Here is a 23,705-nt window from a genome sequence, read left to right on the forward strand (position 1 = left end):
CCGCTATCGCAGGCAAGCCAGCTCCCACATTTGATTGGGTTTCTTCAATTAAATCGGTAGTAGGCACAAACAGAAACCCCGGCACAGGGCCGGGGCTTCTTTGCATCGTTACAACCTTACTTCAACTTGGCAATCGCCGCATTGAAGGTGTTGCTCGGGCGCATGGCCTTGCTGGTCAGTTCCGGGTTCGGCGCGTAGTAGCCGCCGATGTCCACTGGCTTGCCCTGTACGGCGTTGAGCTCGGCAACGATGGTCGCCTCATTCTCGGTCAGGGTCTTGGCCAGTTCGCCGAACTGCGCTTGCAGTGCAGTGTCTTCGGTCTGGGCGGCCAGGGCTTGTGCCCAGTACAGCGCCAGGTAGAAGTGGCTGCCGCGGTTGTCGATGTTGCCGACTTTACGCGATGGCGACTTGTTGTTGTCGAGGAACTGGCCGGTGGCCTGGTCCAGGGTCTTGGATAGTACCAGGGCTTTCGGGTTGTTGTACGTCACACCCAAATGCTCAAGGGACGCGGCCAGGGCCAGGAACTCGCCCAGGGAATCCCAGCGCAGGAAGTTCTCTTCCACCAGTTGCTGCACGTGTTTCGGAGCCGAGCCGCCGGCGCCGGTTTCGAACAGGCCACCGCCGTTCATCAGCGGCACGATCGACAGCATCTTGGCGCTGGTGCCCAGTTCCATGATCGGGAACAGGTCGGTCAGATAGTCGCGCAGTACGTTGCCGGTCACCGAAATGGTGTCCAGGCCCTTGCGGGTGCGCTCCAGGGTGAACTTCATCGCTTCGACCGGCGACATGATGCGGATGTCCAGGCCTTCGGTGTTGTGGTCTTTCAGGTAAGCCTGAACTTTCTCGACCACGACGCCGTCGTGCGCACGCTTGGGGTCCAGCCAGAAGATGGCCGGGGTGCCGCTGGCGCGGGCGCGGTTGACGGCCAGCTTGACCCAGTCCTGGATCGGCGCGTCTTTGGTCTGGCACATGCGGAAGATGTCGCCGGCTTCGACGTTCTGTTCCATCAGCAGGTTGCCCTTGCTGTCGGTGACGCGGACAACGCCGTCAGCCTTGATCTGGAAGGTCTTGTCGTGGGAGCCGTACTCTTCGGCTTTCTTCGCCATCAGGCCGACGTTTGGCACGCTACCCATGGTGGTCGGGTCGAACGCGCCATTGGCCTTGCAGTCTTCGATGACCGCCTGGTAGATGGTGGCGTAGCAGCGATCCGGAATCACGGCCTTGGTGTCGTGCAACTGGCCGTCGGTGCCCCACATCTTGCCGGAGTCACGGATCATGGCTGGCATCGAGGCGTCGACGATGACGTCGCTCGGCACGTGCAGGTTGGTGATGCCTTTGTCGGAGTTGACCATCGCCAGGGACGGACGGGCGGCGTAGACGGCCTGGATGTCGGCTTCGATCTGCGCTTGCTGGTCAGCCGGCAACGCCTTGATGCGGGCGTACAGGTCGCCGATGCCGTTGTTCAGGTTAAAGCCGATCTGCTCGAGCACGGCGGCGTGCTTGGTCAGGGCGTCTTTATAGAACTCGGCAACGATCTGGCCGAACATGATCGGGTCGGAGACCTTCATCATGGTGGCTTTCAAGTGAACCGACAGCAGCACGCCTTGCTTCTTGGCGTCTTCGATTTCGGCGGCGATGAAGCTGCGCAGGGCTTTCTTGCTCAGCACGGCGGTGTCGATGATTTCACCGGCCTGTACCGAGGTCTTTTCCTTCAGGACGGTGGCGGTGCCGTCCTTGGCGATCAGCTCGATTTTGACAGCATCGGCGGCTTCGATCTGCACGGCTTTTTCGCTGCCGTAGAAATCGCCATTGTCCATGTGGGCCACATGCGACTTTGAGTCGGCAGCCCAGGCGCCCATCTTGTGCGGGTGCTTGCGTGCGTAGTTCTTCACCGACAGCGGGGCGCGACGGTCGGAGTTGCCTTCGCGCAGTACCGGGTTCACGGCGCTGCCCTTGACCTTGTCGTAACGGGCACGGGTTTCTTTTTCCGCGTCGGTGGTTACGGTTTCCGGGTAGTCCGGCAGGGCGTAGCCCTGGGCCTGCAGTTCCTTGATCGCGGCTTGCAGCTGCGGGGTCGAGGCGCTGATGTTAGGCAGCTTGATGATGTTGGCTTCAGGCGTAACGGCCAGGTCGCCCAGTTCGGCGAGGTGGTCCGGGATGGCCTTGGCGCCCAATTGCTCGGGGAAGCTTGCGAGGATGCGCGCGGCGAGGGAGATGTCGCGGGTTTCCACGGCAATATCAGCGGAAGCGGTGAAGGCCTCTACGATAGGCAGCAGTGAATAGGTGGCGAGGGCCGGGGCTTCGTCGGTGAAGGTATAGATGATCTTCGAGCGGGTGGGCATATTCGGATTAACTCTCTTCTTTGCTGAAAGCGTGCGCAGAAACTCGAGATGCGCCGGGTGGAGCGCTTTCGTTCAAAGTCATCCATGAGCGAAATGTCGAGGTTTCTTCGCGGTGATGTTGGGTTGCATCAGTCGAGCGTCAAGCGTTTGGACTATTGTAATAGTCCTGCTTTCTGGCTGAAGGCTACTGTCTAGAGCGGTCAACCGTCGTGACTCTTTGGTCAGCGGCGGCATTATACATAGGTCGCTATGCTTACGCTGAGCCTTCATACAAAAGGTGTGTCGTCCATTGGTCTAAAGGTCGCAGGCGTACCGGGTGCGCCCAATCTCGCATGTTGTGCTCAAGATTGGCGGTTTTCCCTTTGATTTCAGGCTTGTAGGCGGCAATTTATGCTGTTTTCGATGCAAATGACCATGGCGTGAGGTTTCAGTCGCCATTTATCTGGAGTAGGCTCGAACGCAGCCAGATGTTCAATCCATAGATGGAGTTCAGCATGGGATACAAGAAGATTCAGGTTCCGGCAGTCGGCGACAAAATCACCGTCAATGCAGACCATTCTCTCAATGTTCCTGACCAACCGATCATCCCGTATATCGAAGGTGACGGTATCGGCGTCGACATCAGCCCGGTGATGATCAAGGTGGTCGACGCTGCTGTTGAAAAGGCCTACGGCGGCAAGCGCAAGATCTCGTGGATGGAGGTGTATGCCGGCGAGAAGGCGACTCAAGTCTACGACCAGGACACCTGGCTGCCCCAGGAGACCCTGGACGCGGTCAAAGACTACGTGGTGTCCATCAAGGGCCCACTGACCACGCCGGTCGGCGGTGGCATCCGTTCCCTGAACGTGGCGTTGCGCCAGCAACTCGATCTGTACGTGTGCCTGCGCCCGGTGCGCTGGTTTGAAGGCGTGCCCAGCCCGGTCAAGAAGCCCGGCGACGTGGACATGACCATCTTCCGCGAAAACTCCGAGGATATTTACGCCGGCATCGAGTGGAAGGCTGGTTCGCCCGAGGCGATCAAGGTGATCAAGTTCCTCAAGGAAGAAATGGGCGTCACCAAGATCCGTTTCGATCAGGATTGCGGGATTGGCGTCAAGCCGGTGTCGAAAGAAGGCACCAAGCGCCTGGCGCGCAAGGCCCTGCAATATGTGGTGGATAACGACCGCGATTCGCTGACCATCGTGCACAAAGGCAACATCATGAAGTTCACCGAGGGTGCCTTCAAGGAATGGGCCTACGAAGTGGCGGCCGAAGAGTTTGGCGCGACCCTGCTCGATGGCGGGCCGTGGATGCAGTTCAAGAACCCCAGGACCGGCAAGAATGTGGTGGTCAAGGATGCGATCGCCGATGCGATGCTCCAGCAGATCCTGCTGCGCCCGGCTGAGTATGACGTGATTGCCACGCTTAACCTCAACGGCGACTACCTGTCCGACGCCTTGGCGGCGGAAGTGGGCGGCATCGGTATTGCACCGGGTGCCAACCTGTCGGATACCGTGGCCATGTTCGAGGCCACCCACGGCACCGCACCGAAGTACGCGGGCAAGGATCAGGTCAACCCGGGCTCATTGATTCTGTCGGCGGAAATGATGCTGCGGCACATGGGCTGGGTCGAAGCGGCGGATCTGATCATCAAGGGCACCAATGGCGCGATTTCGGCCAAGACCGTGACCTATGACTTCGAACGCCTGATGGAAGGGGCGACATTGGTGTCGTCGTCGGGCTTTGGTGATGCGTTGATCAAGCATATGTAAACGGGCAGAACAATCGGCCACTCTGATGACTCAGGATGGCCGGTTTGACTGTTAAGGTGTCGCTCTATGCTGGTCAGGCTGATTCTTGAGCAGGTACCTTTTCTGCAGCGTTTCCAGTGGTGACGGGCGCGCTGATATTCACAGCATGCAGGCCCTTAGGGCCTTGAATAATCTCAAAGCAGACAGGCTGACCCGCTTTGAGCGTCTTGTAGCCGTCCATCTGGATCGCTGAGTAATGCGCAAAAAGGTCTCCATCCCTGCCATCTTCAAGAATGAAGCCATAACCCTTGGCATTGTTGAACCACTTGACCTTACCGCTAGCCATTCCCTTATCCCTCTGCACCAGACTCCATCACTGGAGTATCATCCTGTCTATCCGTCCTAACCCGAATAAATAAGGTTGACTGCGCGGACCTTTTTTACCCACTGTGGGCTCTATTGGTTGTAACACCGATTTGCCGATAGTCAAGGCGACCAACGGGTCGGAGTTGAAAATCTGACAGGTCGCCCCCACCACTGTATTTGAACCACTGACGAACCTTTCTTTCCATGCATGCAAATAGCCAGATTCGACTAACATTCAATCAGGATCGCCCGGATCGGGAACATGACGACGACGGTTCTGCAGGCATTGCTGTTCAGGAGGCCAAGCCTGCTTTACAGGCGCCGCCGATGTACAAGGTGGTTTTGTTCAATGATGACTACACACCGATGGATTTCGTGGTCGAAGTGCTCGAGGTGTTTTTTAACCTGAACCGCGAGTTGGCGACCAAGGTAATGCTGGCCGTTCACACAGAAGGACGGGCAGTATGTGGAGTGTTTACCCGCGACATCGCCGAGACAAAGGCCATGCAGGTCAACCAGTACGCCAGGGAAAGCCAGCATCCGCTACTCTGTGAAATCGAGAAGGACGGTTAACGCCGACCACTTGGGTATGAGGTGAAGCTATGTTAAACCGCGAGCTCGAAGTCACCCTCAATCTTGCCTTCAAGGAGGCTCGTTCGAAGCGTCATGAATTCATGACCGTCGAGCACCTTTTGCTGGCACTTTTGGATAACGAAGCTGCCGCCACCGTTCTACGTGCGTGCGGCGCCAACCTCGACAAACTCAAGCATGACCTGCAGGAGTTTATCGACTCCACCACGCCACTGATCCCCGTGCATGACGAGGACCGTGAGACCCAGCCGACCCTGGGCTTCCAGCGGGTATTGCAGCGTGCTGTATTCCACGTACAGAGCTCCGGCAAGCGTGAAGTCACGGGCGCCAATGTGCTGGTGGCGATTTTCAGCGAACAGGAAAGCCAGGCCGTGTTCCTGCTCAAGCAGCAGAGCGTTGCCCGTATCGATGTCGTCAACTACATCGCCCACGGTATCTCCAAGGTGCCCGGGCACGGCGATCATTCCGAGGGAGAGCAGGATATGCAGGACGAGGAGGGCGGTGAGTCTTCTTCTTCAAGCAACCCGCTGGATGCCTATGCCAGCAACCTCAATGAGCTGGCGCGCCAGGGGCGGATCGATCCGCTGGTGGGACGTGAGCTGGAGGTTGAGCGCGTCGCCCAGATCCTCGCGCGTCGTCGCAAGAACAACCCGTTGCTGGTGGGTGAAGCGGGCGTGGGTAAAACCGCGATCGCCGAGGGCCTGGCCAAGCGTATCGTCGACAACCAAGTGCCGGATCTGCTGGCCAACAGTGTCGTCTACTCCCTGGACCTGGGCGCATTGCTCGCCGGGACCAAGTACCGTGGCGATTTCGAGAAGCGCTTCAAGGCGCTGCTCGGCGAACTGAAAAAACGCCCGCAGGCGATCCTGTTCATCGACGAGATCCACACCATTATTGGTGCGGGGGCGGCGTCGGGCGGGGTGATGGATGCGTCCAACCTGCTCAAGCCGCTGCTGTCGTCGGGTGATATCCGCTGCATTGGCTCGACTACCTTCCAGGAGTTTCGCGGGATCTTCGAAAAAGACCGTGCCCTGGCGCGTCGTTTCCAGAAAGTCGATGTGTCCGAGCCTTCGGTTGAAGACACCATCGGCATCCTGCGCGGGCTCAAGGGGCGTTTCGAAGCGCACCACGGCATCGAGTACACCGATGAGGCCTTGCGTGCGGCTGCCGAGCTGGCGTCGCGCTATATCAATGACCGGCATATGCCGGACAAGGCGATCGATGTGATCGATGAGGCGGGTGCCTACCAGCGCCTGCAGCCGGTCGAGAAACGCGTGAAGCGCATCGACGTGCCTCAGGTCGAGGATATCGTGGCGAAAATCGCGCGGATTCCGCCAAAACACGTCAACAGTTCCGATAAGGAGCTGCTGCGTAACCTGGAGCGTGACCTCAAACTGACCGTTTTCGGCCAGGATGCGGCCATCGACGCGCTGTCCACCGCGATCAAACTGTCGCGTGCGGGCCTCAAGTCGCCGGACAAGCCAGTGGGTTCGTTCCTGTTCGCAGGTCCCACCGGTGTCGGCAAAACCGAGGCGGCGCGCCAGTTGGCCAAGGCCATGGGTATCGAGTTGGTGCGCTTCGACATGTCCGAATACATGGAGCGCCACACCGTGTCGCGCCTGATCGGTGCGCCTCCGGGCTATGTCGGCTTCGATCAGGGCGGCCTGTTGACCGAGGCGATTACCAAGCAGCCGCATTGCGTGTTGCTGCTCGATGAGATCGAAAAGGCTCACCCGGAGGTCTTCAACCTGCTGCTGCAGGTGATGGACCACGGTACCCTGACCGACAACAACGGGCGCAAGGCGGATTTCCGCAACGTGATCGTGATCATGACCACCAACGCCGGTGCCGAAACGGCCGCGCGGGCTTCGATCGGCTTCAGTCATCAGGATCACTCGTCGGATGCGATGGAAGTGATCAAGAAGAGCTTTACGCCGGAGTTCCGCAACCGCCTGGACACCATTATCCAGTTTGGTCGCCTCAGCCATGAGGTCATCAAAAGCGTGGTGGACAAGTTCCTCACCGAGCTTCAGGCGCAGTTGGAAGACAAGCGCGTGCAACTGGAAGTGTCGGAAGCAGCGCGCAGCTGGATTGCCGAAGGCGGCTACGACGCGGCAATGGGCGCACGCCCGATGGCGCGTCTGATCCAGGACAAGATCAAGCGGCCGCTGGCCGAAGAGATCCTGTTTGGCGAGCTTTCCGACCATGGTGGCGTGGTGCATATCGACCTGAAGGACGGCGAGCTGACCTTCGAGTTCGAAACCACGGCGGAAATGGCCTGATCGTTTTGCAGTAACGCAAAAGGCGCCGAAAGGCGCCTTTTTTATTTGAAATACCGTCGTCAGATCAACGAAGGTCCAGTGTGGGAGGGGGCTTGCCCCCGATAGCGGTGGCTCAGCAGCAGATCAGTTGCCTGACACACTGCCATCGGGGGCAAGCCCCCTCCCACATTGGTTTTAGGTGTCCGGTAAATAGCGCACACAAAAACGCCCGGCATAACCGGGCGTCTTGTATTGACTTGCTTAGCGAGCGCGGTAAGTGATGCGCCCTTTGCTCAAGTCATAGGGCGTCAGCTCGACGCGCACTTTGTCACCGGTAAGAATACGAATGTAGTTCTTGCGCATCTTGCCGGAGATATGCGCGGTTACGACGTGCCCATTTTCCAACTCCACACGAAACATGGTGTTGGGCAGGGTGTCGACGACAGTGCCTTCCATTTCGAAGCTGTCTTCTTTCGACATGCAGTAAAGCCCTCGGTATCCAGTGAATGGCCCGGTGCAACTGCGCCAGGCAAAAGCGGCGTGCATTGTGCCCGAAAAAGGGTGTTCAAGCCAAGGGGTTCTAGTTAAGCGTTACCCATCTTTGATTAATCAGCAGCTCAATGGGTCGATATTGGGTCTTGTAGCTCATTTTTTTGCAGTTCTTGATCCAGTACCCGAGGTACACCGCCTCCAGTTCCAGGCGCAGCGCTTCACCGATCTGCCAGAGGATCGCAAAGCGTCCCAGGCTGCGGCGTTCTTCGGCGGGTTCATAGAAGGTGTATACCGCCGACAGGCCATTGGGCAGCAGGTCGGTCACCGCCACCGCCAGCAGCCGTCCGTCGAGGCGAAATTCATAGAAGCGCGAAAAAGGCAGGTCACGTACCAGGAAGGTGGAAAATTGATCGCGGCTGGGCGGGAACATATCGCCGTCGGCATGGCGTTGTTCGATGTAGCGCTGATAGAGATCGAAATATTCTTCGCTGTACTGCGGCTTGACCGCGCTTACCGTCAGGTCGGCATTGCGCTTGAGAATGCGTTTCTGATTGCGATCCGGTAGAAATTGCGCCACCGGGATGCGCGCCGGCACGCAGGCGTTGCAGTTCTGGCAGTGAGGTCGGTACAGGTGATCGCCGCTGCGCCGAAAGCCCATCTCCGACAGGTCGGCGTACACATGCACGTCCATCGGCTGGCTGGGATCGAGGAACAGCGTGGTGGCCTGCTCGTCGGGCAGATAGCTGCAAGAGTGGGCTTGAGTGGCATAAAACTTCAAGCGCGCCAGCTCGGTCATGATCAACCCTCGGGGTAAGCTTTGAAATAAGTGTAAGCCAGGTACGCGGATGTCGCCTAAGAAACCCACGGCCCAGAGCTGGGCTGGTCCAAATGATCGCGCAGATACCCGGCGAATTCGCTGCGCGGTATACCGCGTGCGCCCAGGCTGTGCAGATGATCATTGGGCATCTGGCAGTCAATCAGCACAAAGCCCCAGGCCTGAAGTTGCCGGGTGAGCGTGGCGAAGCCGAATTTCGAGGCGTTATCGGCGCGGCTGAACATGGATTCGCCAAAAAACAATTGGCCCATCGCCAGGCCGTACAGGCCGCCGACCAATTCGCCCTGGTCCCATACCTCCACCGAATGCGCATAACCCCGTTGATGCAGCTCCAGGTAGGCATTCTGGATGCCCTCGGTGATCCAGGTACCATCGGCATATGCACGCGGCGCCGCGCAGGCTTGAATCACCGCAGCGAAATCCTGATCGAAGGTCACGCTGTAGCGCTGCTGGCGCAATAATTTGCCAAGGCTGCGCGAGACGTGCAGTTCGTCGGGGAATATCACCGTGCGTGGGTCGGGTGACCACCAAAGAATCGGCTGGCCTTCGGAGAACCACGGGAAGCAGCCGTGGCGGTAGGCCTGGATCAGTCGCTCGGCCGACAGGTCGCCGCCGGCGGCAAGCAGACCGTTGGGTTCGCGCATGGCCTTGGCCAGGGGCGGGAATGTCAGGGTGTCGCGTTGTAACCAGGTCAGCATGGCATCCAGGCTTACGGAAGGGGAGGGGAGTGGCAGGTCGGGCGCCTGCCCCCAGGCGTTGATTATTGTCGACACAGCGCCATGGGGCCAGCGCAAATGGCTTCTCGGCCTGGATTAGCGTGCAACGGTGTTTCTGCAACTCTGTGCATAAGGCGCGGTCGTAATCGGGTCTGACCAATGCAGGCCATTTGCCAAGCTTGCCTGGATTGGTAAATACAGCGCATAAGCCTTTGTCAGCAAAGACAATGCATGCTCAAATTGAACAGGCCACCAGGTGGTGGGCAAGTGCGTGGCATCGCACGCGCAAACCCGTACAATGCGGCGATTGTGGCGTTATCGCCATTTCGCCGATGCATTGCGCGGTGTTAAAAGTAGATTCAGCAACATTCGTCATTTTTTCAGCTGCTCCGGACAGAGCAGTCGTGTGTAGTCATTCAACAGATGGACGCGCTAAAAGGCGCAGGAAAAGACCCGTTTTGAAGAAATCCGCCGCAACACCCAAAGCAGCAGTCGTGCCGGCCTGGCGTCAGCACCTGCATTACCGACTCAAGGAAGGTGCGCTGATCGCGATCGGCGCGCTGTGCCTGTTCCTGATGATGGCCTTGCTCACCTACGGCAAGGACGATCCCGGCTGGAGCCATAACAGCAAAATCGACGATGTGCAGAATTTCGGCGGCCCCGTGGGTTCCTACAGCGCCGATATCCTGTTCATGATCCTCGGTTATTTCGCCTACATCTTTCCGCTGTTGCTGGCGATCAAAACCTGGCAGATCTTCCGCCAGCGTCACGAGCCGTGGCAGTGGAGCGGCTGGCTGTTCTCCTGGCGTCTGATCGGGCTGGTCTTCCTGGTGTTGTCCGGCGCAGCGCTTGCACATATCCATTTCCATGCGCCGACCGGTCTGCCGGCGGGCGCGGGCGGGGCGCTGGGCGAAAGCCTGGGCGATCTGGCGCGCCGCACCCTGAATATCCAGGGCAGCACGCTGATGTTCATCGCGCTGTTTCTGTTCGGTCTTACGGTGTTCACTGACCTGTCATGGTTCAAGGTGATGGACGTGACCGGCAAAATCACCCTCGATTTGCTGGAGTTGTTCCAGGGCGCCGCCAACCGTTGGTGGGCTGCGCGTGTCGAGCGCAAGCAGATGGTCGCGCAACTGCGCGAAGTGGACACCCGCGTCAATGAGGTGGTGGCCCCCAGCACGCCGGATCGCCGCGAGCAGGCCAAGGTCAAGGAGCGCCTGATCGAGCGCGAGCAGGCCCTGAGCAAACACATGTCGGACCGCGAGAAGCAGGTGCCACCGGTGATCGCTCCCGCGCCGCCCAAGGCGCCCGAGCCGAGCCATCGCGTGCAGAAAGAGAAACAGGCGCCGTTGTTCATCGACAGCGCCGTCGAAGGCACCTTGCCGCCGATCTCGATTCTCGACCCGGCGGAAAAGAAGCAGCTCAACTACTCGCCCGAATCCCTGGCGGCCGTCGGCCACCTGCTGGAAATCAAGCTCAAGGAATTCGGCGTCGAAGTGTCGGTGGACTCGATTCACCCAGGTCCCGTGATCACCCGCTACGAGATCCAGCCGGCCGCGGGCGTCAAGGTCAGCCGTATTTCCAACCTGGCCAAGGACCTGGCGCGTTCCCTGGCCGTGACCAGCGTGCGCGTGGTGGAAGTGATTCCCGGCAAGACCACCGTGGGTATCGAGATTCCCAACGAAGACCGCCAGATCGTGCGTTTCTCCGAGGTGCTGTCGACCCCGGAGTACGACAACTTCAAATCGCCGGTCACCCTGGCCCTCGGCCATGACATCGGCGGCAAGCCGGTGATCACCGACCTGGCGAAAATGCCGCACCTGCTGGTGGCCGGTACCACCGGTTCCGGTAAGTCGGTGGGTGTGAACGCGATGATCCTGTCGATCCTGTTCAAGTCCGGCCCGGAAGATGCCAAGCTGATCATGATCGACCCGAAGATGCTGGAATTGTCGATCTACGAAGGCATTCCGCACCTGCTGTGCCCGGTCGTCACCGACATGAAGGACGCCGCCAACGCCCTGCGCTGGAGCGTCGCCGAGATGGAGCGTCGCTATAAGCTGATGGCGAAGATGGGTGTGCGTAACCTGTCCGGCTTCAATGCCAAGGTCAAGGAAGCCCAGGACGCCGGTACACCGCTGACCGACCCGCTGTACAAGCGCGAGAACATTCACGACGAAGCGCCGCTGCTGACCAAGCTGCCGACCATCGTGGTGGTGGTCGATGAATTCGCCGACATGATGATGATCGTCGGCAAGAAGGTCGAGGAACTGATCGCGCGTATCGCCCAGAAGGCCCGTGCGGCCGGGATTCACCTGATTCTCGCCACCCAGCGGCCGTCGGTGGACGTCATCACCGGCCTGATCAAGGCCAACATTCCTACGCGCATGGCGTTCCAGGTGTCGAGCAAGATCGACTCGCGGACCATCATCGATCAGGGCGGCGCCGAGCAACTGCTGGGCCACGGTGACATGCTCTACATGCCGCCCGGCACCAGCCTGCCGATTCGTGTCCACGGTGCGTTCGTTTCCGACGATGAAGTGCATCGCGTGGTGGAAGCCTGGAAACTGCGTGGCGCACCGGAATATAACGACGACATCCTCGCGGGCGTGGAAGAGGCCGGCAGCGGTTTCGACGGCGGCAGCGGTGGTGGCGACGATGACGCCGAAACCGACGCGCTCTACGACGAAGCCGTGGCGTTCGTGCTGGAAAGCCGCCGTGCCTCGATTTCCGCCGTGCAACGCAAGCTGAAGATCGGCTACAACCGCGCCGCCCGCATGATCGAAGCCATGGAACACGCCGGCGTCGTGACCGCCATGAACACCAACGGCTCGCGTGAAATCATCGCCCCCGGGCAGATGCGCGACTGATTCCGCGCCGCGTGGCAGCACGCGGCGCGCCCTGACTACTCAATGAGGACTCCCATGCGCATCATTCGCATGCTGTTGTTGCCGGCACTGGCCCTGACCGCCGTATCGGCCCACGCTGACCCGGCTTCCGTGGCCAGTCTGAAGAACCTGCTGGACAAGTCCCAGACCCTGACCGCGCGCTTTTCCCAGATGACCCTGGACGCCGGCGGCACCCAACTGCAGGAGACTGCAGGCGAAATGGCGGTGCAGCGTCCCGGCCTGTTCTACTGGCACACCGAAGGCAAGGCCGAGCAGACCATCGTGTCCGACGGCCAGAAAGTCACGCTGTGGGACCCGGACCTGGAACAGGCGACCATCAAGAAGCTCGACCCGCGCCTGAACCAGACGCCGGCACTGCTGTTGTCCGGTGACGTGTCTAAAATCAACGACAGTTTCGACATCACCTCCAAACAAGCCAGCAACGTGATCGAGTTCACCCTCAAGCCCAAATCCAAGGACACGTTGTTCGATACGCTTTCGCTGTCGTTCGGCAATGGCGTGATCAACAACATGCGCCTGGTCGACAGCGTCGGCCAACGCACCGATATCCTGTTCTCCGGGGTCAAGGCCAACCAGCCTGTGCCCGCGTCCAAGTTCAAGTTCGACATCCCCAAGGGTGCCGACGTGATCCAGGAATAAACTCCCCAGAGGTTTCAAACGCTGCCCATGGACCTGTTTCGAAGTGACCCGATTGCCCAGCCCCTGGCCGCGCGTTTGCGTTCGACCAACCTGGATGAGTACGTCGGTCAGGAACACCTGCTCGCTCGCGGCAAACCCTTGCGCGAAGCGCTGGAGCAGGGCGCGCTGCATTCGATGATTTTCTGGGGGCCGCCGGGGGTGGGTAAAACCACCCTGGCGCGGCTGCTGGCCAAGGTCTCGGACGCACACTTCGAAACGGTCTCGGCCGTGCTGGCCGGGGTCAAGGAGATCCGCCAGGCGGTGGAAGTCGCGAAGCAGCAGGCCGGGCAATACGGCAAGCGCACCATTCTGTTTGTCGACGAAGTGCATCGCTTCAACAAGTCGCAGCAGGATGCGTTCCTGCCGTACGTCGAAGACGGCACGTTGATCTTTATCGGCGCCACCACTGAAAACCCGTCTTTCGAACTCAATAACGCACTGCTCTCGCGGGCCCGCGTCTACGTGCTCAAGAGCCTGGACGAAGCGGCGATGCAGAAGCTGTTGCAGCGTGCCTTGAGCGAGGACAAGGGCCTGGGCAAGCGCCAACTGAGCGTCAGTGAGGAGGGCTTCAAAATCCTGCTCACCGCCGCCGATGGCGACGGCCGGCGTTTTCTCAACCTGCTGGAGAACGCCTCGGACCTTGCCGAAGATGGCGGCGAGATCGGCGTCGACCTGCTGCAAAGTCTGCTGGGCGACACGCGTCGGCGTTTCGATAAGGGCGGCGAAGCGTTCTACGACCAGATTTCGGCGCTGCACAAGTCCGTACGCGGCTCCAACCCGGACGGTGCGCTGTACTGGTTTGCGCGCATGATCGACGGCGGTTGCGACCCGTTGTACCTGGCGCGCCGGGTCGTGCGCATGGCCAGCGAAGACATCGGTAATGCCGACCCCCGCGCCTTGAGCCTGTGCCTGGCCGCCTGGGACGTGCAGGAGCGCCTCGGCAGCCCGGAAGGCGAGCTGGCGGTGGCCCAGGCCATCACTTACCTGGCCTGCGCGCCGAAAAGCAACGCGGTGTACATGGGCTTCAAGTCGGCGCTGCGAGCGGCGGCCGAACATGGGTCCCTCGAAGTGCCGATGCATTTGCGCAACGCGCCGACCAAGCTGATGAAACAACTGGGTTACGGTGATGAATACCGCTATGCCCATGACGAGCCGGACGCTTACGCGGCCGGCGAAGATTACTTCCCCGATGAATTGGAGCCGCTGGCGCTCTATCAGCCGGTGCCCCGTGGCCTGGAGCTGAAGATCGGCGAAAAGCTCAACCATCTGGCCCAACTCGACCGCCTCAGCCCCCGTCAGCGGAGAAAGTAATGCTCAAGACGATTCTTGCCGTGTCCGCAGCCGGCATCGCTGGTACATTATTGCGTTTCGCCACCGGCACCTGGGTCAGCGCTCATTGGCCGAAGCATTTCTATGCGGCGACCCTGGCGGTCAACCTGGTGGGCTGCCTGATTATCGGGCTGTTGTACGGCTGGTTCCTGTTGCGCCCGGAAGTGCCGATTGAAATTCGCGCCGGCTTGATTGTCGGCTTTGTAGGCGGTCTGACGACCTTTTCATCCTTTTCACTGGATACGCTGCGCCTGCTGGAAAGCGGGCAGGCCCTGGTCGCCTTCGGGTACCTGGGCATCAGCGTGTTCGGCGGGCTGCTCGCCACCTGGGCCGGCCTGTCCCTGACCAAACTTTGATAAACGAGAGACCGACATGCTCGATTCCAAACTGTTACGTAGCAACCTTCAGGACGTAGCGGACCGCCTGGCATCCCGTGGCTTCGCCTTGGATGTTGCGCGCATCGAAGCGCTGGAAGAACAGCGCAAGACCGTCCAGACCCGCACCGAAGCACTGCAGGCTGAGCGGAATGCGCGTTCCAAATCCATCGGTCAGGCCAAGCAGCGCGGCGAAGACATCGCGCCGCTGATGGCGGATGTCGAGCGCATGGGCACCGAGCTGTCCGACGGTAAAGTCGAGCTGGAAGGCATTCAGACCGAGCTGGATTCGATCCTGCTGGGCATCCCCAATATTCCCCATGAGTCGGTACCAATCGGCGAAGACGAAGACGGCAACGTCGAAGTGCGCCGCTGGGGCACGCCAAAAGCTTTCGATTTCGAGATCAAGGACCACGTGGCCCTGGGCGAACTGACCGGCGGCCTGGATTTCGAGACCGCCGCGAAAATGTCCGGCGCGCGTTTCGCATTGTTGCGTGGCCCGATCGCACGCATGCACCGCGCCCTGGCGCAGTTCATGATCAACCTGCACACCGCCGAGCACGGTTACGAAGAAGCCTACACGCCTTATCTGGTGCAGGCGCCGGCGCTGATGGGCACCAGCCAGCTGCCGAAATTCGAAGAAGACCTGTTCAAGATCAGCCGCGACGGCGAAGCCGACCTGTACCTGATCCCGACCGCCGAAGTGTCGCTGACCAATATCGTTGCCGGCGAAATCCTCGATGCCAAGCAACTGCCGTTGAAGTTCGTGGCCCACAGCCCGTGCTTTCGCAGTGAAGCCGGTGCGTCGGGTCGCGATACCCGTGGCATGATTCGCCAGCACCAGTTCGACAAGGTCGAGATGGTCCAGGTGGTCGAGCCTTCCCAGTCGATGCAAGCGCTGGAAGGCCTGACCGCCAACGCCGAGCGCGTCCTGCAACTGCTGGAGCTGCCGTACCGCGTATTGGCGCTGTGCACCGGCGACATGGGTTTCAGCGCCGTGAAGACCTACGATCTGGAAGTATGGGTGCCGAGCCAGGACAAATACCGCGAGATTTCGTCGTGCTCCAACTGCGGTGACTTCCAGGCCCGGCGCATGCAGGCGCGTTTCCGTAATCCGGAAACCGGCAAGCCGGAGCTGGTGCACACGCTCAACGGTTCGGGCCTGGCCGTAGGCCGTACGCTGGTGGCCGTGCTGGAAAATTACCAGCAGGCCGACGGTTCGATCCGCGTGCCTGAGGTGCTCAAGCCGTACATGGGCGGCGTCGAGGTCATCGGCTAAATGGAATTTCTGCCGCTGTTTCATAACCTGCGCGGCAGTCGTGTGCTGGTCGTCGGTGGGGGGGAGATCGCCTTGCGCAAATCCCGCCTGCTGGCTGACGCCGGCGCAGTGCTGCGGGTGGTTGCTCCCCAGATCGAAAACCAGTTGCGTGAGCTGGTGCTGGGCAGTGGCGGGGACCTGATGTTGCGCGGTTATCAGGAAGCCGACCTCGACGGTTGCGTGCTGATCATCGCGGCCACTGACGACGAGCCACTGAACGCGCAAGTGTCCAGTGATGCCAAGCGTCGCTGTGTGCCGGTCAACGTGGTGGATGCGCCGGCTTTGTGCAGCGTGATCTTCCCGGCGATCGTCGACCGGTCGCCGCTGGTGATTGCGGTGTCCAGTGGCGGCGATGCGCCGGTGCTGGCGCGCTTGATCCGCGCCAAGCTGGAGACCTGGATTCCGTCCACCTATGGCCAATTGGCCGGGTTGGCGGCGCGTTTTCGTGCCCAGGTCAAAGGTTTGTACCCGGACGTGCAGCAGCGTCGGGCGTTCTGGGAAGAGGTGTTCCAGGGCCCGATTGCCGACCGCCAACTGGCCGGGCAGGGCGATGAGGCCGAGCGCCTGTTGATCGAAAAGGTCAATGGCGCGCCGCCTTACGCACCGGGTGAGGTGTACTTGGTGGGCGCAGGTCCGGGCGATCCGGACCTGCTGACCTTCCGTGCCTTGCGCCTGATGCAGCAAGCCGATGTGGTGTTGTATGACCGTCTGGTGGCCCCGGCGATTCTGGATTTGTGCCGCCGTGATGCCGAGCGCGTGTATGTCGGCAAGCGTCGCGCCGAGCATGCGGTGCCCCAGGATCAGATCAACCAGCAACTGGTGGACCTGGCCAAACAAGGCAAGCGCGTGCTGCGCCTCAAGGGCGGCGATCCGTTCATTTTTGGACGTGGCGGCGAAGAGATCGAGGAGCTGGCGGCCCATGGCATCCCGTTCCAGGTGGTGCCGGGGATCACGGCGGCCAGTGGCTGCGCGGCGTATGCGGGCATTCCGCTGACGCACCGTGACTATGCGCAGTCGGTGCGCTTTATCACCGGGCACCTGAAAAACGGTACGTCGGATCTGCCCTGGCAGGACTTGGTCGGGCCGTCACAGACCCTGGTGTTCTATATGGGCTTGATCGGTTTGCCGATCATCTGCGAACAGTTGATCCTGCACGGGCGCGCGGCGGATACGCCGGCGGCGCTGATTCAGCAGGGCACCACCTCCAACCAGCGGGTGTTCACCGGCACCCTGGCCGACTTGCCGCGCATGGTAGCGGAGCATGAAGTGCATGCGCCGACGCTGGTGATCGTGGGTGAAGTAGTGGTGTTGCGCGAGAAGCTCAAGTGGTTTGAAGGCGCTCAGTCTCAGGTGTAGCCTCAAAAGCATCGGGGGCAAGCCCCCTCCCACATTTTGACTGTATTCACAGATCCAAGTGTGGGAGGGGGCTTGCCCCCGATGACGCCATCAGCTTCAACCCATCATCCGGATCAGCCAAAGACACCCTTACCACTCAACCGCTCCCGATCATGCCCAACATCAAAGCGCTGGGAAGGCCCCTTCGGCACAATCCCCGTCGGATTGATCGTCCGATGGCTGGCATAGTAATGCCCCTTGATATGCTCAAAATCCACCGTCTCGGCCACCCCCGGCCACTGATACATCTCCCTCAGCCAATTCGACAGATTCGGATAATCGGCAATCCGCCGCAGGTTGCATTTGAAGTGGCTGTAATACACCGCATCAAAACGAATCAGCGTGGTAAACAGCCGGACATCCGCCTCGGTCAGGTATTCGCCCGCCAGATAGCGGTGCTCGCCCAGGTGGCGTTCCAGATGATCCAGCTCGGCAAACACATCATCAAACGCACGTTCATAAGCCTGCTGCGAGGTGGCGAACCCGGCGCGGTACACGCCGTTGTTCACGGCGGGGTAGATGCGTTCGTTGAGCGTGTCGATGGTCGAGCGCAGTGCTTGGGGGTAGAAATCCAGGGTGTTGCCGGTCAGGTCATTGAAGGCGCTGTTGAACATGCGGATGATCTCCGCCGATTCGTTGCTGACGATGCGCTTGAGCTGCTTGTCCCATAACACCGGCACCGTGACGCGCCCGGTGTAGTCAGCGGTGTCGGCGGTGTAGCGCTGGTGCATGAAGTCGAAACCGTCCAGCGCGTCGCCGCTTGAGCCGTGGGTCTTGTCGAAGGTCCAGCCGTTTTCCAGCATCAGCCAACTGACCACCGAGACGTCGATCAGGCTTTCCAGGCCCTTGAGTTTGCGCAGGATCAAGGTGCGATGGGCCCAGGGACAGGCCAGGGAAACGTAGAGGTGATAGCGCCCGGCCTCGGCCTTGAAGCCGCCTTCGCCACTCGGGCCAGGCTGGCCGTCGGCAGTCACCCAGTGACGACGTTGCGCCTGTTCGCGTTGAAAAGCGCCGTCTGCGCTACTTTCGTACCACTGGTCTTTCCAGTGTCCTTCGATCAGCAAACCCATGACTGGCTCCTTGGCTAATAAGCATTGGAGCCCAGTTTAAAGGGATGAGTTCGAACTAAAAGCGCAAAGACCGGAGGTGAATGATCGATTAAATCGATTTGTCTCGCGCGTCCCAGTACTGCTGTGCCAGTTCGAACGCTTGCTCGCGGGTGTGTCCCAGGCCGCGCAAGGCCAGGGCCATGGTCGCGATCAGCGCCAGTTGCGGGTAGCTGTCCTCGACGTCGCCACGCCACAGGGCCTTCAGATGTTCAGGTTCCAGGGTCGCCGGTTTGACGTGGCGCTGGGCGGAGAGGGCGGGCCATTCTTCGTCCCAGCTCTGGCCACCGGTGGTGCCATACAAGTGGCTCTGGGTGTCGGGGTTGATCTCGATCTCGCCGCCGTCGCCCTTGACCACAATCACGGTGTCGCCCAGCAGGCCGCTGGCATCGCGGTGTACGCCCTGGTAACCCGGGTGGAAAATGCTTTGCAGGCCGCAACGGGCATTCAGCGGGTTGAGCAGGCGTGCCAGGGAATGGATCGGCGAGCGCAGGCCCAGAGTGTTGCGCAGGTCGATCATGCGCTGCAACTGAGGCGCCCAGTCGCCCAGCGGGATAAACGCCAGGTTGCCGTGGGCATACGCCGCCTCGACCTGTTGCCAATTGCGGCACAGCGGTATGTGCAAGCTCTCCAGCAGTTGCTCGGTATACAAGCGCCCCGCCGTATGCGCGCCGCCGCCGTGCATGAGGATGCGCACGCCCTGTTGCGCCAGGCATTTGGCCGCCAGCAGGAACCACGGCAAATGACGCTTTTTGCCCGCGTAGGTCGGCCAGTCGATATCCACATTCAAGGCGGGCGGGTTCAACCGCTCGCGGACCGCTTCGGTGAAGCCGGCGAGCTCTTCCGGGCTCTCTTCCTTGTGGCGCAGCAGCATGAGGAAGGCGCCCAGTTGGGTGTCTTCGACCTTTTCGTCGAGCAGCATGCCCATGGCTTGCCGCGCTTCCTCACGGGTGAGGTTGCGTGCGCCGCGCTTGCCTTTGCCCAGGATGCGCACGAACGGCGCAAACGGATGTTCTTCAGGCGTTGAGAGGGTCAGGGGGGCAAAGTCGGTCATAAGCAATTCGTCGGCCTGGGCAGGCCCGCCAACTTGGCGGCGAGTTTGGCGGGAGTGCCGTTGAACAGTTTGTTGAGGTGCAGGCTGTTGCCTTTTTGCGGGCCGAGCTTCAAGGCGGTGTACTTGATCAGCGGGCGCGTGGCGGGGGACAGCTGGAATTCGGTATAGAACTGGCGCAGCAGTGAGAGGATTTCCCAGTGGTCCGGGGTCAGCTCCAGCGATTCGGCGGCGGCCAGGGCATCGGCAATGTCGGCAGACCACTCGTTGAGGTCGACGAGATAGCCGTCCTTGTCCAGTTCGAGGGTGCGCGTGCCTACGGTCAGCGTGTTCATAACCAGCTGTTGACCTTGTCATAGTCGATCGACAACTGCACGAAACCCGGATAGTCCACGCTGTCGGCCCAGTCCGGGAGCGGCAGGTTGCGTGCCTGCATGTCTTCAGCCAGCACAAACACCTTTATCCCCTTGGTTTGCAGCGCTGCGTTGTGCAAGCCATAGGCGCCGTCGCCGCACAGCAGGATCGCATCCGCGCTGCCGCACACACGCAGGCAACTGTCGAGGCGGCTGTCGGTAAAGGGGGAGTGGGTCACCACATGTAGAGTCGACATCAGAGGGTAATCACCTGGTCGTAACGGTCAATCAGCCTGGAAATGGCTGTGCTGTCCACGGGTTTTGCGCTTGCCGGTGCAATAAGCCCGCGTTCGCCCAGGCTGTGGTTGCAGGCGAACACCTCATCGATGCCAAACAGGCCCAGCGCCTGCAGGTTGGCGCTCAAATCCTTTTGTTGTACGGCCTTGGCGTCCTGGTGCGGCGCCAGTTGAAACACGCCGTCATCCATGAACAGCAGGCCGATAGGCAGGTCGAACGCGCCACCGGCCAGCACGATATCCAGCGCTTCGCGCGCACTGGGGCCGGACCACGGCGCCTGGCGGCTGATGATCAGCAATGATTTGGCCACGTCATGCACCTCCAAAACAGATCAGGCGGTCGGCGTCCTGGATCGCGTCATGCAATTGCCCCAGGCCCGACAGTGCCCAGGGCGCGTCCAGGTTCACCGCGCTGCGTTGATAGCGCGTGGCTTCCTCGGCATTGAGCACGCCGCGGCGCAGGGCGGCGGCGATACACACGACGCCGTCGAGTTGGTGGGTGCTGACAAATTCGCGCCACTGGCGCGCGATGTCCTGCTCGTCCTGGGGTGTGACGATATTATTGGACGCGCTGTACACGCCATCCTGATAAAAAAACAGCCGCACAATCTCGTGCCCGCCGGCCAGGGCCGCCTGCGCGAACAGCAAGGCGCGGCGCGAGGCGGGCGCATGGGTGGCGCTATACAGTGCAATCGCGAACTTCATGGAACACTCTGCCAACAAACGTGGGCCAATGATAAAGCCGCCGCGACGAAAAAGCCCGCCGTGATCAAAACGGTCACTGCGGTTGATCGTTCTGACGATTGCCGTCGGCGCGGAAGGCTGACTACGCTGTGGCCAGTCCAATTGCAAACGGAGTGTGTATGGCAGGTCCCTTGGCGTCCCTCAAAGTGCTGGATTTTTCCACCCTGTTGCCCGGCCCGTTCGCCTCGCTGATGCTGGCCGACATGGGCGCCGACGTGCTGCGCATCGAATCGCCGACACGGCCGGACCTGTTGCGCGTATGGCCGCCCCATGATCACGGCACATCGGCGAGCCATGCCTACCTCAATCGCAACAAGCGCAGCCTGGCGCTGGACCTCAAGCGGGCCGAGGCGCTGCAGATCGTCCTCGATCTAGTCAAGGGCAGCGATATTCTCATCGAACAGTTCCGCCCCGGGGTCATGGACCGTCTGGGCCTGGGCTACGCCGCACTGAAGGCGATCAACCCCAGGCTGATCTATGTGTCGATCACCGGCTACGGCCAGACCGGCCCCTACCGGGATCGTGCCGGTCACGACATCAACTATCTCGCAATCGCAGGCGTGGCCAGCCACACCGGGCGGCGGGACAGTGGGCCGTTGCCGCTGGGCGTGCAGCTGGCGGATGTGGGTGGCGGGTCCCTGCATGCGGTGGTGGGCCTGCTGGCGGCGGTGGTTGCGCGCCAGCACAGCGGCGTCGGTCAGTACCTGGACGTGAGCATGACTGATTGCTCGTTCAGCCTGAACGCCATGGCCGGCGCGGGTTACCTGGCCTGCGGGGTGGAGCCGGAGCGGGAAAGCCATGTGCTCAATGGCGGCAGTTTTTACGATTACTACCGCACCCGTGATGGACGCTGGATGTCGGTGGGCAGCCTGGAACCGGCGTTCATGCGGCAGTTGTGTGAAACCCTGGGGCGGCCGGAGCTGGCGGTGCACGGGGTGGAGCCTGGGCAGCAGCCGGCACTCAAGCGGGCGTTGCAGGTGGAGTTTGAAAAACGCAGTTTTGACGAGCTGTGCGCGTTGTTTGCGGGCGTGGATGCGTGTGTGGAACCGGTGTTGAGGCTGAGTGAAGCGCTGGCGCATCCGCAGGTGAAGGCGCGCGGTTTGGTCAGCCAGGTGCCGAGGGGCGATGGTTCGACCCAGGCGCAGATGGCCTGCCCGCTGAAGTTCTCCGAGGGTTTGCCGGCGCCACGGCATATCGGGGCAGCCGTGGGGGCGCACAGTGATGAAGTGTTGGCGGAGTTGGGGTTGAGTGCTCAGCGGATTGCGGATTTGCGGCAGGCCAAGGTTATTGGGTGACTGTACTGGCGCCATCGGGGGCAAGCCCCCTCCCACCTTTGATGTGTGAATACATTCAAAATGTGGGAGAGGGCTTGCCCCCGATGAGGCCCTTATTCCACGCGAGTTTCCCCAGTGAACACCAGGGTCTGCCGACACCGCCGACACAAATACCGCCGCCCCTGGCCCACCAGCCCATGGCGCTGCGGCGAAAACGGAAAGTCGCTGTCGGCACAGGGGCACCGGTAGATATAGCGAGTCACCTGGCGACGCTTGACCGCATAGGTGTGGCACCGGTCCGGCGGCAGTTCGTAAACCCCACGCATGATCAACTGCCATTCCTCGCCATGGGGCTGGATGCGCTCGCCAAACAGTTGGTGGGCAATCAGGTGCGCCACTTCGTGGGCCACGGTCTGTTTCAGGAAATGTTGGCTGTTTTCTCGGTAAAGCTGAGGGTTGAAGCGCAGCAGGTTTTCGTGCAAATGCGCGACACCGGCTTTCTGGCCCCGCAGCTTGAGACTGACCTTGGGACGTTTGAAGCTTCGTTTGAAAAAGGATTCGGCTTGCAGGAAACACTCTTCGACGCGGGTATTGAGTTGCTCGGGCATGCTGTACATATCTCCAGAGACGCCCAGTATGCCGCAAAGCAGGGCGTTTCCGAATCTGTCAGGCGCCGAATGGTCATGCATCACGCACAAAGCCACCGTACGGGTGGCTTTGCTTGCGCTTCAACGGCCTAACTGGTGTAAATGGGGCCTACGCCCAGGCCCCAGACGATCACGGTAAACGCCATGATCGCCACCAGCACCACCAGGCCCACGGCCAATACCGAGCTGGAGAACAGAAAACCTTCATCCGGGTCGATACTCATGAACGTCGGCAAGCCCACATACAGCAGATACACCGTGTAGCAGATCGCTGCGGTCCCGACGACCATACCCAGCCACATGTGCGGATAGAGCGCCGCCAGCCCGCCGATAAACAGGGGCGTGGCGGTGTAGGTGGCAAAGGCCACGCAACGCGCCATGCTGGGGTTGGCGTCATAAGTGCGGGCCATCCAGTGAATGAACGCGCCCATTACCGCCACACCGCCCAGCATCGCGGCGTACGACATCAGGGTCATCCACAGCGCGCTTTCCTGGGTGAGCATGACCGGAGCACGGTTGCCGATGACCCAACCGACCCGGGTCGTGCCGATAAATGCGGAGATGGCGGGGATCGCCGCGAGAACCAAGGTGTGAGTGAGGTACATGTGGCTGATGCTTTCTTCCTTATCGCCACGAATTTCCCGCCATTCCTGATCGGGATGGGTAAACAGCCCCACGACGTGATGGATCATGCCAGTCACTCCTGTCGTTATTACTATCGCCCCTCATCGGAGCGCCCACCGGCCAACGGGCCTGCAAGGTCTGGATAGTTGTGCGACCTCAAGTCGCAGTATAGGAAGTGATGTCCTGGAAAACTGTAGGGCCTTTAGAGTAAATCGCGCTGTAAACCCTGGTGCTAATCGCGGCACGGTCTGTGGCTGGCAATCCATTCAAAGGTGGG

23 protein-coding genes are annotated in these 23,705 nt (G+C 60.7%); 10 read left to right on the forward strand and 13 right to left on the reverse strand.

Annotated features, from left to right (window positions below; translation table 11 throughout):
- Positions 1 to 116: 116 nt before the first annotated feature.
- Positions 117 to 2,342 (reverse strand): NADP-dependent isocitrate dehydrogenase, encoded by a 2,226-nt coding sequence (locus TU82_RS03965; protein WP_057721793.1) that lies wholly within the window; start codon positions 2,340 to 2,342, stop codon positions 117 to 119.
- 494 nt (positions 2,343 to 2,836) lie between these two features.
- Between TU82_RS03965 and icd the strand changes: the two genes are divergently transcribed.
- Positions 2,837 to 4,093, forward strand: a complete 1,257-nt coding sequence (gene icd / locus TU82_RS03970) for an NADP-dependent isocitrate dehydrogenase (RefSeq protein ID WP_057721913.1) — start codon at positions 2,837 to 2,839, stop codon at positions 4,091 to 4,093.
- A 73-nt stretch (positions 4,094 to 4,166) separates the two neighbouring features.
- Here icd and cspD read toward each other — a convergent pair whose 3' ends face one another.
- Positions 4,167 to 4,418 (reverse strand): cold shock domain-containing protein CspD, encoded by a 252-nt coding sequence (cspD, locus tag TU82_RS03975; protein ID WP_057721914.1) that lies wholly within the window; start codon positions 4,416 to 4,418, stop codon positions 4,167 to 4,169.
- A gap of 224 nt (positions 4,419 to 4,642) precedes the next feature.
- Between cspD and clpS the strand changes: the two genes are divergently transcribed.
- A complete protein-coding gene (gene clpS / locus TU82_RS03980) occupies positions 4,643 to 5,011 on the forward strand; it encodes an ATP-dependent Clp protease adapter ClpS (RefSeq protein WP_057721794.1) in 369 nt (122 codons plus the stop codon).
- A 29-nt stretch (positions 5,012 to 5,040) separates the two neighbouring features.
- On the forward strand, positions 5,041 to 7,311 hold the full coding sequence (gene clpA / locus TU82_RS03985) for an ATP-dependent Clp protease ATP-binding subunit ClpA (RefSeq protein ID WP_057721795.1): 2,271 nt from the start codon (positions 5,041 to 5,043) through the stop codon (positions 7,309 to 7,311).
- Between the two features lie 240 nt (positions 7,312 to 7,551).
- On the opposite strand, the gene infA is transcribed toward clpA, so the two are convergent.
- The 3 genes from infA to aat form a co-directional block, all read right to left on the reverse strand.
- The gene (gene infA, locus TU82_RS03990) at positions 7,552 to 7,770 is read right to left on the reverse strand and encodes a translation initiation factor IF-1 (protein WP_002553999.1); all 219 of its coding nucleotides are present in this window, start codon (positions 7,768 to 7,770) and stop codon (positions 7,552 to 7,554) included.
- 100 nt (positions 7,771 to 7,870) lie between these two features.
- Complete coding sequence (locus TU82_RS03995) at positions 7,871 to 8,578, reverse strand: arginyltransferase (RefSeq protein WP_057721796.1); 708 nt, start codon at positions 8,576 to 8,578, stop codon at positions 7,871 to 7,873.
- 56 nt (positions 8,579 to 8,634) lie between these two features.
- On the reverse strand, positions 8,635 to 9,315 hold the full coding sequence (aat, locus tag TU82_RS04000; protein ID WP_057721797.1) for a leucyl/phenylalanyl-tRNA--protein transferase: 681 nt from the start codon (positions 9,313 to 9,315) through the stop codon (positions 8,635 to 8,637).
- Positions 9,316 to 9,791: 476 nt separating this feature from the next.
- Between aat and TU82_RS04005 the strand changes: the two genes are divergently transcribed.
- From TU82_RS04005 to cysG, 6 genes are read left to right on the forward strand one after another with little or no spacing between them, the layout of a single operon-like run.
- Entirely contained in the window at positions 9,792 to 12,200 is a 2,409-nt protein-coding gene (locus tag TU82_RS04005; protein WP_057721798.1) for a DNA translocase FtsK, read from the forward strand.
- A 54-nt stretch (positions 12,201 to 12,254) separates the two neighbouring features.
- Positions 12,255 to 12,878 carry an outer membrane lipoprotein periplasmic chaperone LolA gene (gene lolA, locus TU82_RS04010; protein WP_057721799.1) on the forward strand — a complete coding sequence of 208 codons (624 nt, stop codon included), beginning with the start codon at positions 12,255 to 12,257 and terminating at the stop codon, positions 12,876 to 12,878.
- Between the two features lie 27 nt (positions 12,879 to 12,905).
- Positions 12,906 to 14,228, forward strand: coding sequence for a replication-associated recombination protein A (locus tag TU82_RS04015; RefSeq protein ID WP_057721800.1), 1,323 nt, complete (start codon positions 12,906 to 12,908; stop codon positions 14,226 to 14,228).
- A complete protein-coding gene (crcB, locus tag TU82_RS04020) occupies positions 14,228 to 14,602 on the forward strand; it encodes a fluoride efflux transporter CrcB (RefSeq protein WP_057721801.1) in 375 nt (124 codons plus the stop codon). Before TU82_RS04015 ends, crcB begins: the two co-directional genes overlap by 1 nt.
- A gap of 16 nt (positions 14,603 to 14,618) precedes the next feature.
- Positions 14,619 to 15,899, forward strand: a complete 1,281-nt coding sequence (gene serS, locus TU82_RS04025) for a serine--tRNA ligase (protein WP_057721802.1) — start codon at positions 14,619 to 14,621, stop codon at positions 15,897 to 15,899.
- Positions 15,900 to 17,294 (forward strand): siroheme synthase CysG, encoded by a 1,395-nt coding sequence (gene cysG / locus TU82_RS04030; RefSeq protein WP_057721803.1) that lies wholly within the window; start codon positions 15,900 to 15,902, stop codon positions 17,292 to 17,294.
- Between the two features lie 113 nt (positions 17,295 to 17,407).
- On the opposite strand, the gene TU82_RS04035 is transcribed toward cysG, so the two are convergent.
- From TU82_RS04035 to tusD, 6 genes are all read right to left on the reverse strand, one after another.
- The gene (locus TU82_RS04035; protein WP_057721804.1) at positions 17,408 to 18,403 is read right to left on the reverse strand and encodes a glutathione S-transferase family protein; all 996 of its coding nucleotides are present in this window, start codon (positions 18,401 to 18,403) and stop codon (positions 17,408 to 17,410) included.
- 88 nt (positions 18,404 to 18,491) lie between these two features.
- On the reverse strand, positions 18,492 to 19,493 hold the full coding sequence (locus TU82_RS04040; protein ID WP_057721805.1) for a glycosyl transferase family protein: 1,002 nt from the start codon (positions 19,491 to 19,493) through the stop codon (positions 18,492 to 18,494).
- Positions 19,490 to 19,825 (reverse strand): TusE/DsrC/DsvC family sulfur relay protein, encoded by a 336-nt coding sequence (locus TU82_RS04045; RefSeq protein ID WP_057721806.1) that lies wholly within the window; start codon positions 19,823 to 19,825, stop codon positions 19,490 to 19,492. Before TU82_RS04045 ends, TU82_RS04040 begins: the two co-directional genes overlap by 4 nt.
- Positions 19,822 to 20,100, reverse strand: a complete 279-nt coding sequence (gene tusB, locus TU82_RS04050) for a sulfurtransferase complex subunit TusB (protein ID WP_057721807.1) — start codon at positions 20,098 to 20,100, stop codon at positions 19,822 to 19,824. Before tusB ends, TU82_RS04045 begins: the two co-directional genes overlap by 4 nt.
- Positions 20,100 to 20,450, reverse strand: a complete 351-nt coding sequence (gene tusC, locus TU82_RS04055; RefSeq protein ID WP_057721808.1) for a sulfurtransferase complex subunit TusC — start codon at positions 20,448 to 20,450, stop codon at positions 20,100 to 20,102. Before tusC ends, tusB begins: the two co-directional genes overlap by 1 nt.
- A gap of 1 nt (position 20,451) precedes the next feature.
- Positions 20,452 to 20,844, reverse strand: a complete 393-nt coding sequence (tusD, locus tag TU82_RS04060; protein ID WP_057721809.1) for a sulfurtransferase complex subunit TusD — start codon at positions 20,842 to 20,844, stop codon at positions 20,452 to 20,454.
- A gap of 158 nt (positions 20,845 to 21,002) precedes the next feature.
- Here tusD and TU82_RS04065 point away from each other — a divergent pair, with 158 nt between their 5' ends.
- Positions 21,003 to 22,178, forward strand: a complete 1,176-nt coding sequence (locus TU82_RS04065) for a CaiB/BaiF CoA transferase family protein (RefSeq protein WP_057721810.1) — start codon at positions 21,003 to 21,005, stop codon at positions 22,176 to 22,178.
- A 92-nt stretch (positions 22,179 to 22,270) separates the two neighbouring features.
- Here the strand turns inward: TU82_RS04065 and TU82_RS04070 are convergent, their stop codons facing one another.
- The gene (locus TU82_RS04070) at positions 22,271 to 22,765 is read right to left on the reverse strand and encodes a SprT family zinc-dependent metalloprotease (protein ID WP_057721915.1); all 495 of its coding nucleotides are present in this window, start codon (positions 22,763 to 22,765) and stop codon (positions 22,271 to 22,273) included.
- A gap of 128 nt (positions 22,766 to 22,893) precedes the next feature.
- Complete coding sequence (locus TU82_RS04075) at positions 22,894 to 23,496, reverse strand: Yip1 family protein (RefSeq protein ID WP_057721811.1); 603 nt, start codon at positions 23,494 to 23,496, stop codon at positions 22,894 to 22,896.
- Between the last annotated feature and the right edge of the window lie 209 nt (positions 23,497 to 23,705).

The organism is Pseudomonas orientalis (genome assembly GCF_001439815.1).
Classification (GTDB): Bacteria; Pseudomonadota; Gammaproteobacteria; order Pseudomonadales; family Pseudomonadaceae; genus Aquipseudomonas; species Aquipseudomonas orientalis.

What these genes read in the sequence shown, in the direction of transcription:
- TU82_RS03965 (WP_057721793.1), bottom strand. Translation starts at nt 2,342, where the DNA reads ATGCCCACCCGCTCGAAGATCATCTATACCTTCACCGACGAAGCCCCG.
- icd (WP_057721913.1), top strand. Translation starts at nt 2,837, where the DNA reads ATGGGATACAAGAAGATTCAGGTTCCGGCAGTCGGCGACAAAATCACC.
- cspD (WP_057721914.1), bottom strand. Translation starts at nt 4,418, where the DNA reads ATGGCTAGCGGTAAGGTCAAGTGGTTCAACAATGCCAAGGGTTATGGC.
- clpS (WP_057721794.1), top strand. Translation starts at nt 4,643, where the DNA reads ATGCATGCAAATAGCCAGATTCGACTAACATTCAATCAGGATCGCCCG.
- clpA (WP_057721795.1), top strand. Translation starts at nt 5,041, where the DNA reads ATGTTAAACCGCGAGCTCGAAGTCACCCTCAATCTTGCCTTCAAGGAG.
- infA (WP_002553999.1), bottom strand. Translation starts at nt 7,770, where the DNA reads ATGTCGAAAGAAGACAGCTTCGAAATGGAAGGCACTGTCGTCGACACC.
- TU82_RS03995 (WP_057721796.1), bottom strand. Translation starts at nt 8,578, where the DNA reads ATGACCGAGCTGGCGCGCTTGAAGTTTTATGCCACTCAAGCCCACTCT.
- aat (WP_057721797.1), bottom strand. Translation starts at nt 9,315, where the DNA reads ATGCTGACCTGGTTACAACGCGACACCCTGACATTCCCGCCCCTGGCC.
- lolA (WP_057721799.1), top strand. Translation starts at nt 12,255, where the DNA reads ATGCGCATCATTCGCATGCTGTTGTTGCCGGCACTGGCCCTGACCGCC.
- TU82_RS04015 (WP_057721800.1), top strand. Translation starts at nt 12,906, where the DNA reads ATGGACCTGTTTCGAAGTGACCCGATTGCCCAGCCCCTGGCCGCGCGT.
- crcB (WP_057721801.1), top strand. Translation starts at nt 14,228, where the DNA reads ATGCTCAAGACGATTCTTGCCGTGTCCGCAGCCGGCATCGCTGGTACA.
- serS (WP_057721802.1), top strand. Translation starts at nt 14,619, where the DNA reads ATGCTCGATTCCAAACTGTTACGTAGCAACCTTCAGGACGTAGCGGAC.
- cysG (WP_057721803.1), top strand. Translation starts at nt 15,900, where the DNA reads ATGGAATTTCTGCCGCTGTTTCATAACCTGCGCGGCAGTCGTGTGCTG.
- TU82_RS04035 (WP_057721804.1), bottom strand. Translation starts at nt 18,403, where the DNA reads ATGGGTTTGCTGATCGAAGGACACTGGAAAGACCAGTGGTACGAAAGT.
- TU82_RS04040 (WP_057721805.1), bottom strand. Translation starts at nt 19,493, where the DNA reads ATGACCGACTTTGCCCCCCTGACCCTCTCAACGCCTGAAGAACATCCG.
- TU82_RS04045 (WP_057721806.1), bottom strand. Translation starts at nt 19,825, where the DNA reads ATGAACACGCTGACCGTAGGCACGCGCACCCTCGAACTGGACAAGGAC.
- tusB (WP_057721807.1), bottom strand. Translation starts at nt 20,100, where the DNA reads ATGTCGACTCTACATGTGGTGACCCACTCCCCCTTTACCGACAGCCGC.
- tusD (WP_057721809.1), bottom strand. Translation starts at nt 20,844, where the DNA reads ATGAAGTTCGCGATTGCACTGTATAGCGCCACCCATGCGCCCGCCTCG.
- TU82_RS04065 (WP_057721810.1), top strand. Translation starts at nt 21,003, where the DNA reads ATGGCAGGTCCCTTGGCGTCCCTCAAAGTGCTGGATTTTTCCACCCTG.
- TU82_RS04070 (WP_057721915.1), bottom strand. Translation starts at nt 22,765, where the DNA reads ATGCCCGAGCAACTCAATACCCGCGTCGAAGAGTGTTTCCTGCAAGCC.
- TU82_RS04075 (WP_057721811.1), bottom strand. Translation starts at nt 23,496, where the DNA reads ATGATCCATCACGTCGTGGGGCTGTTTACCCATCCCGATCAGGAATGG.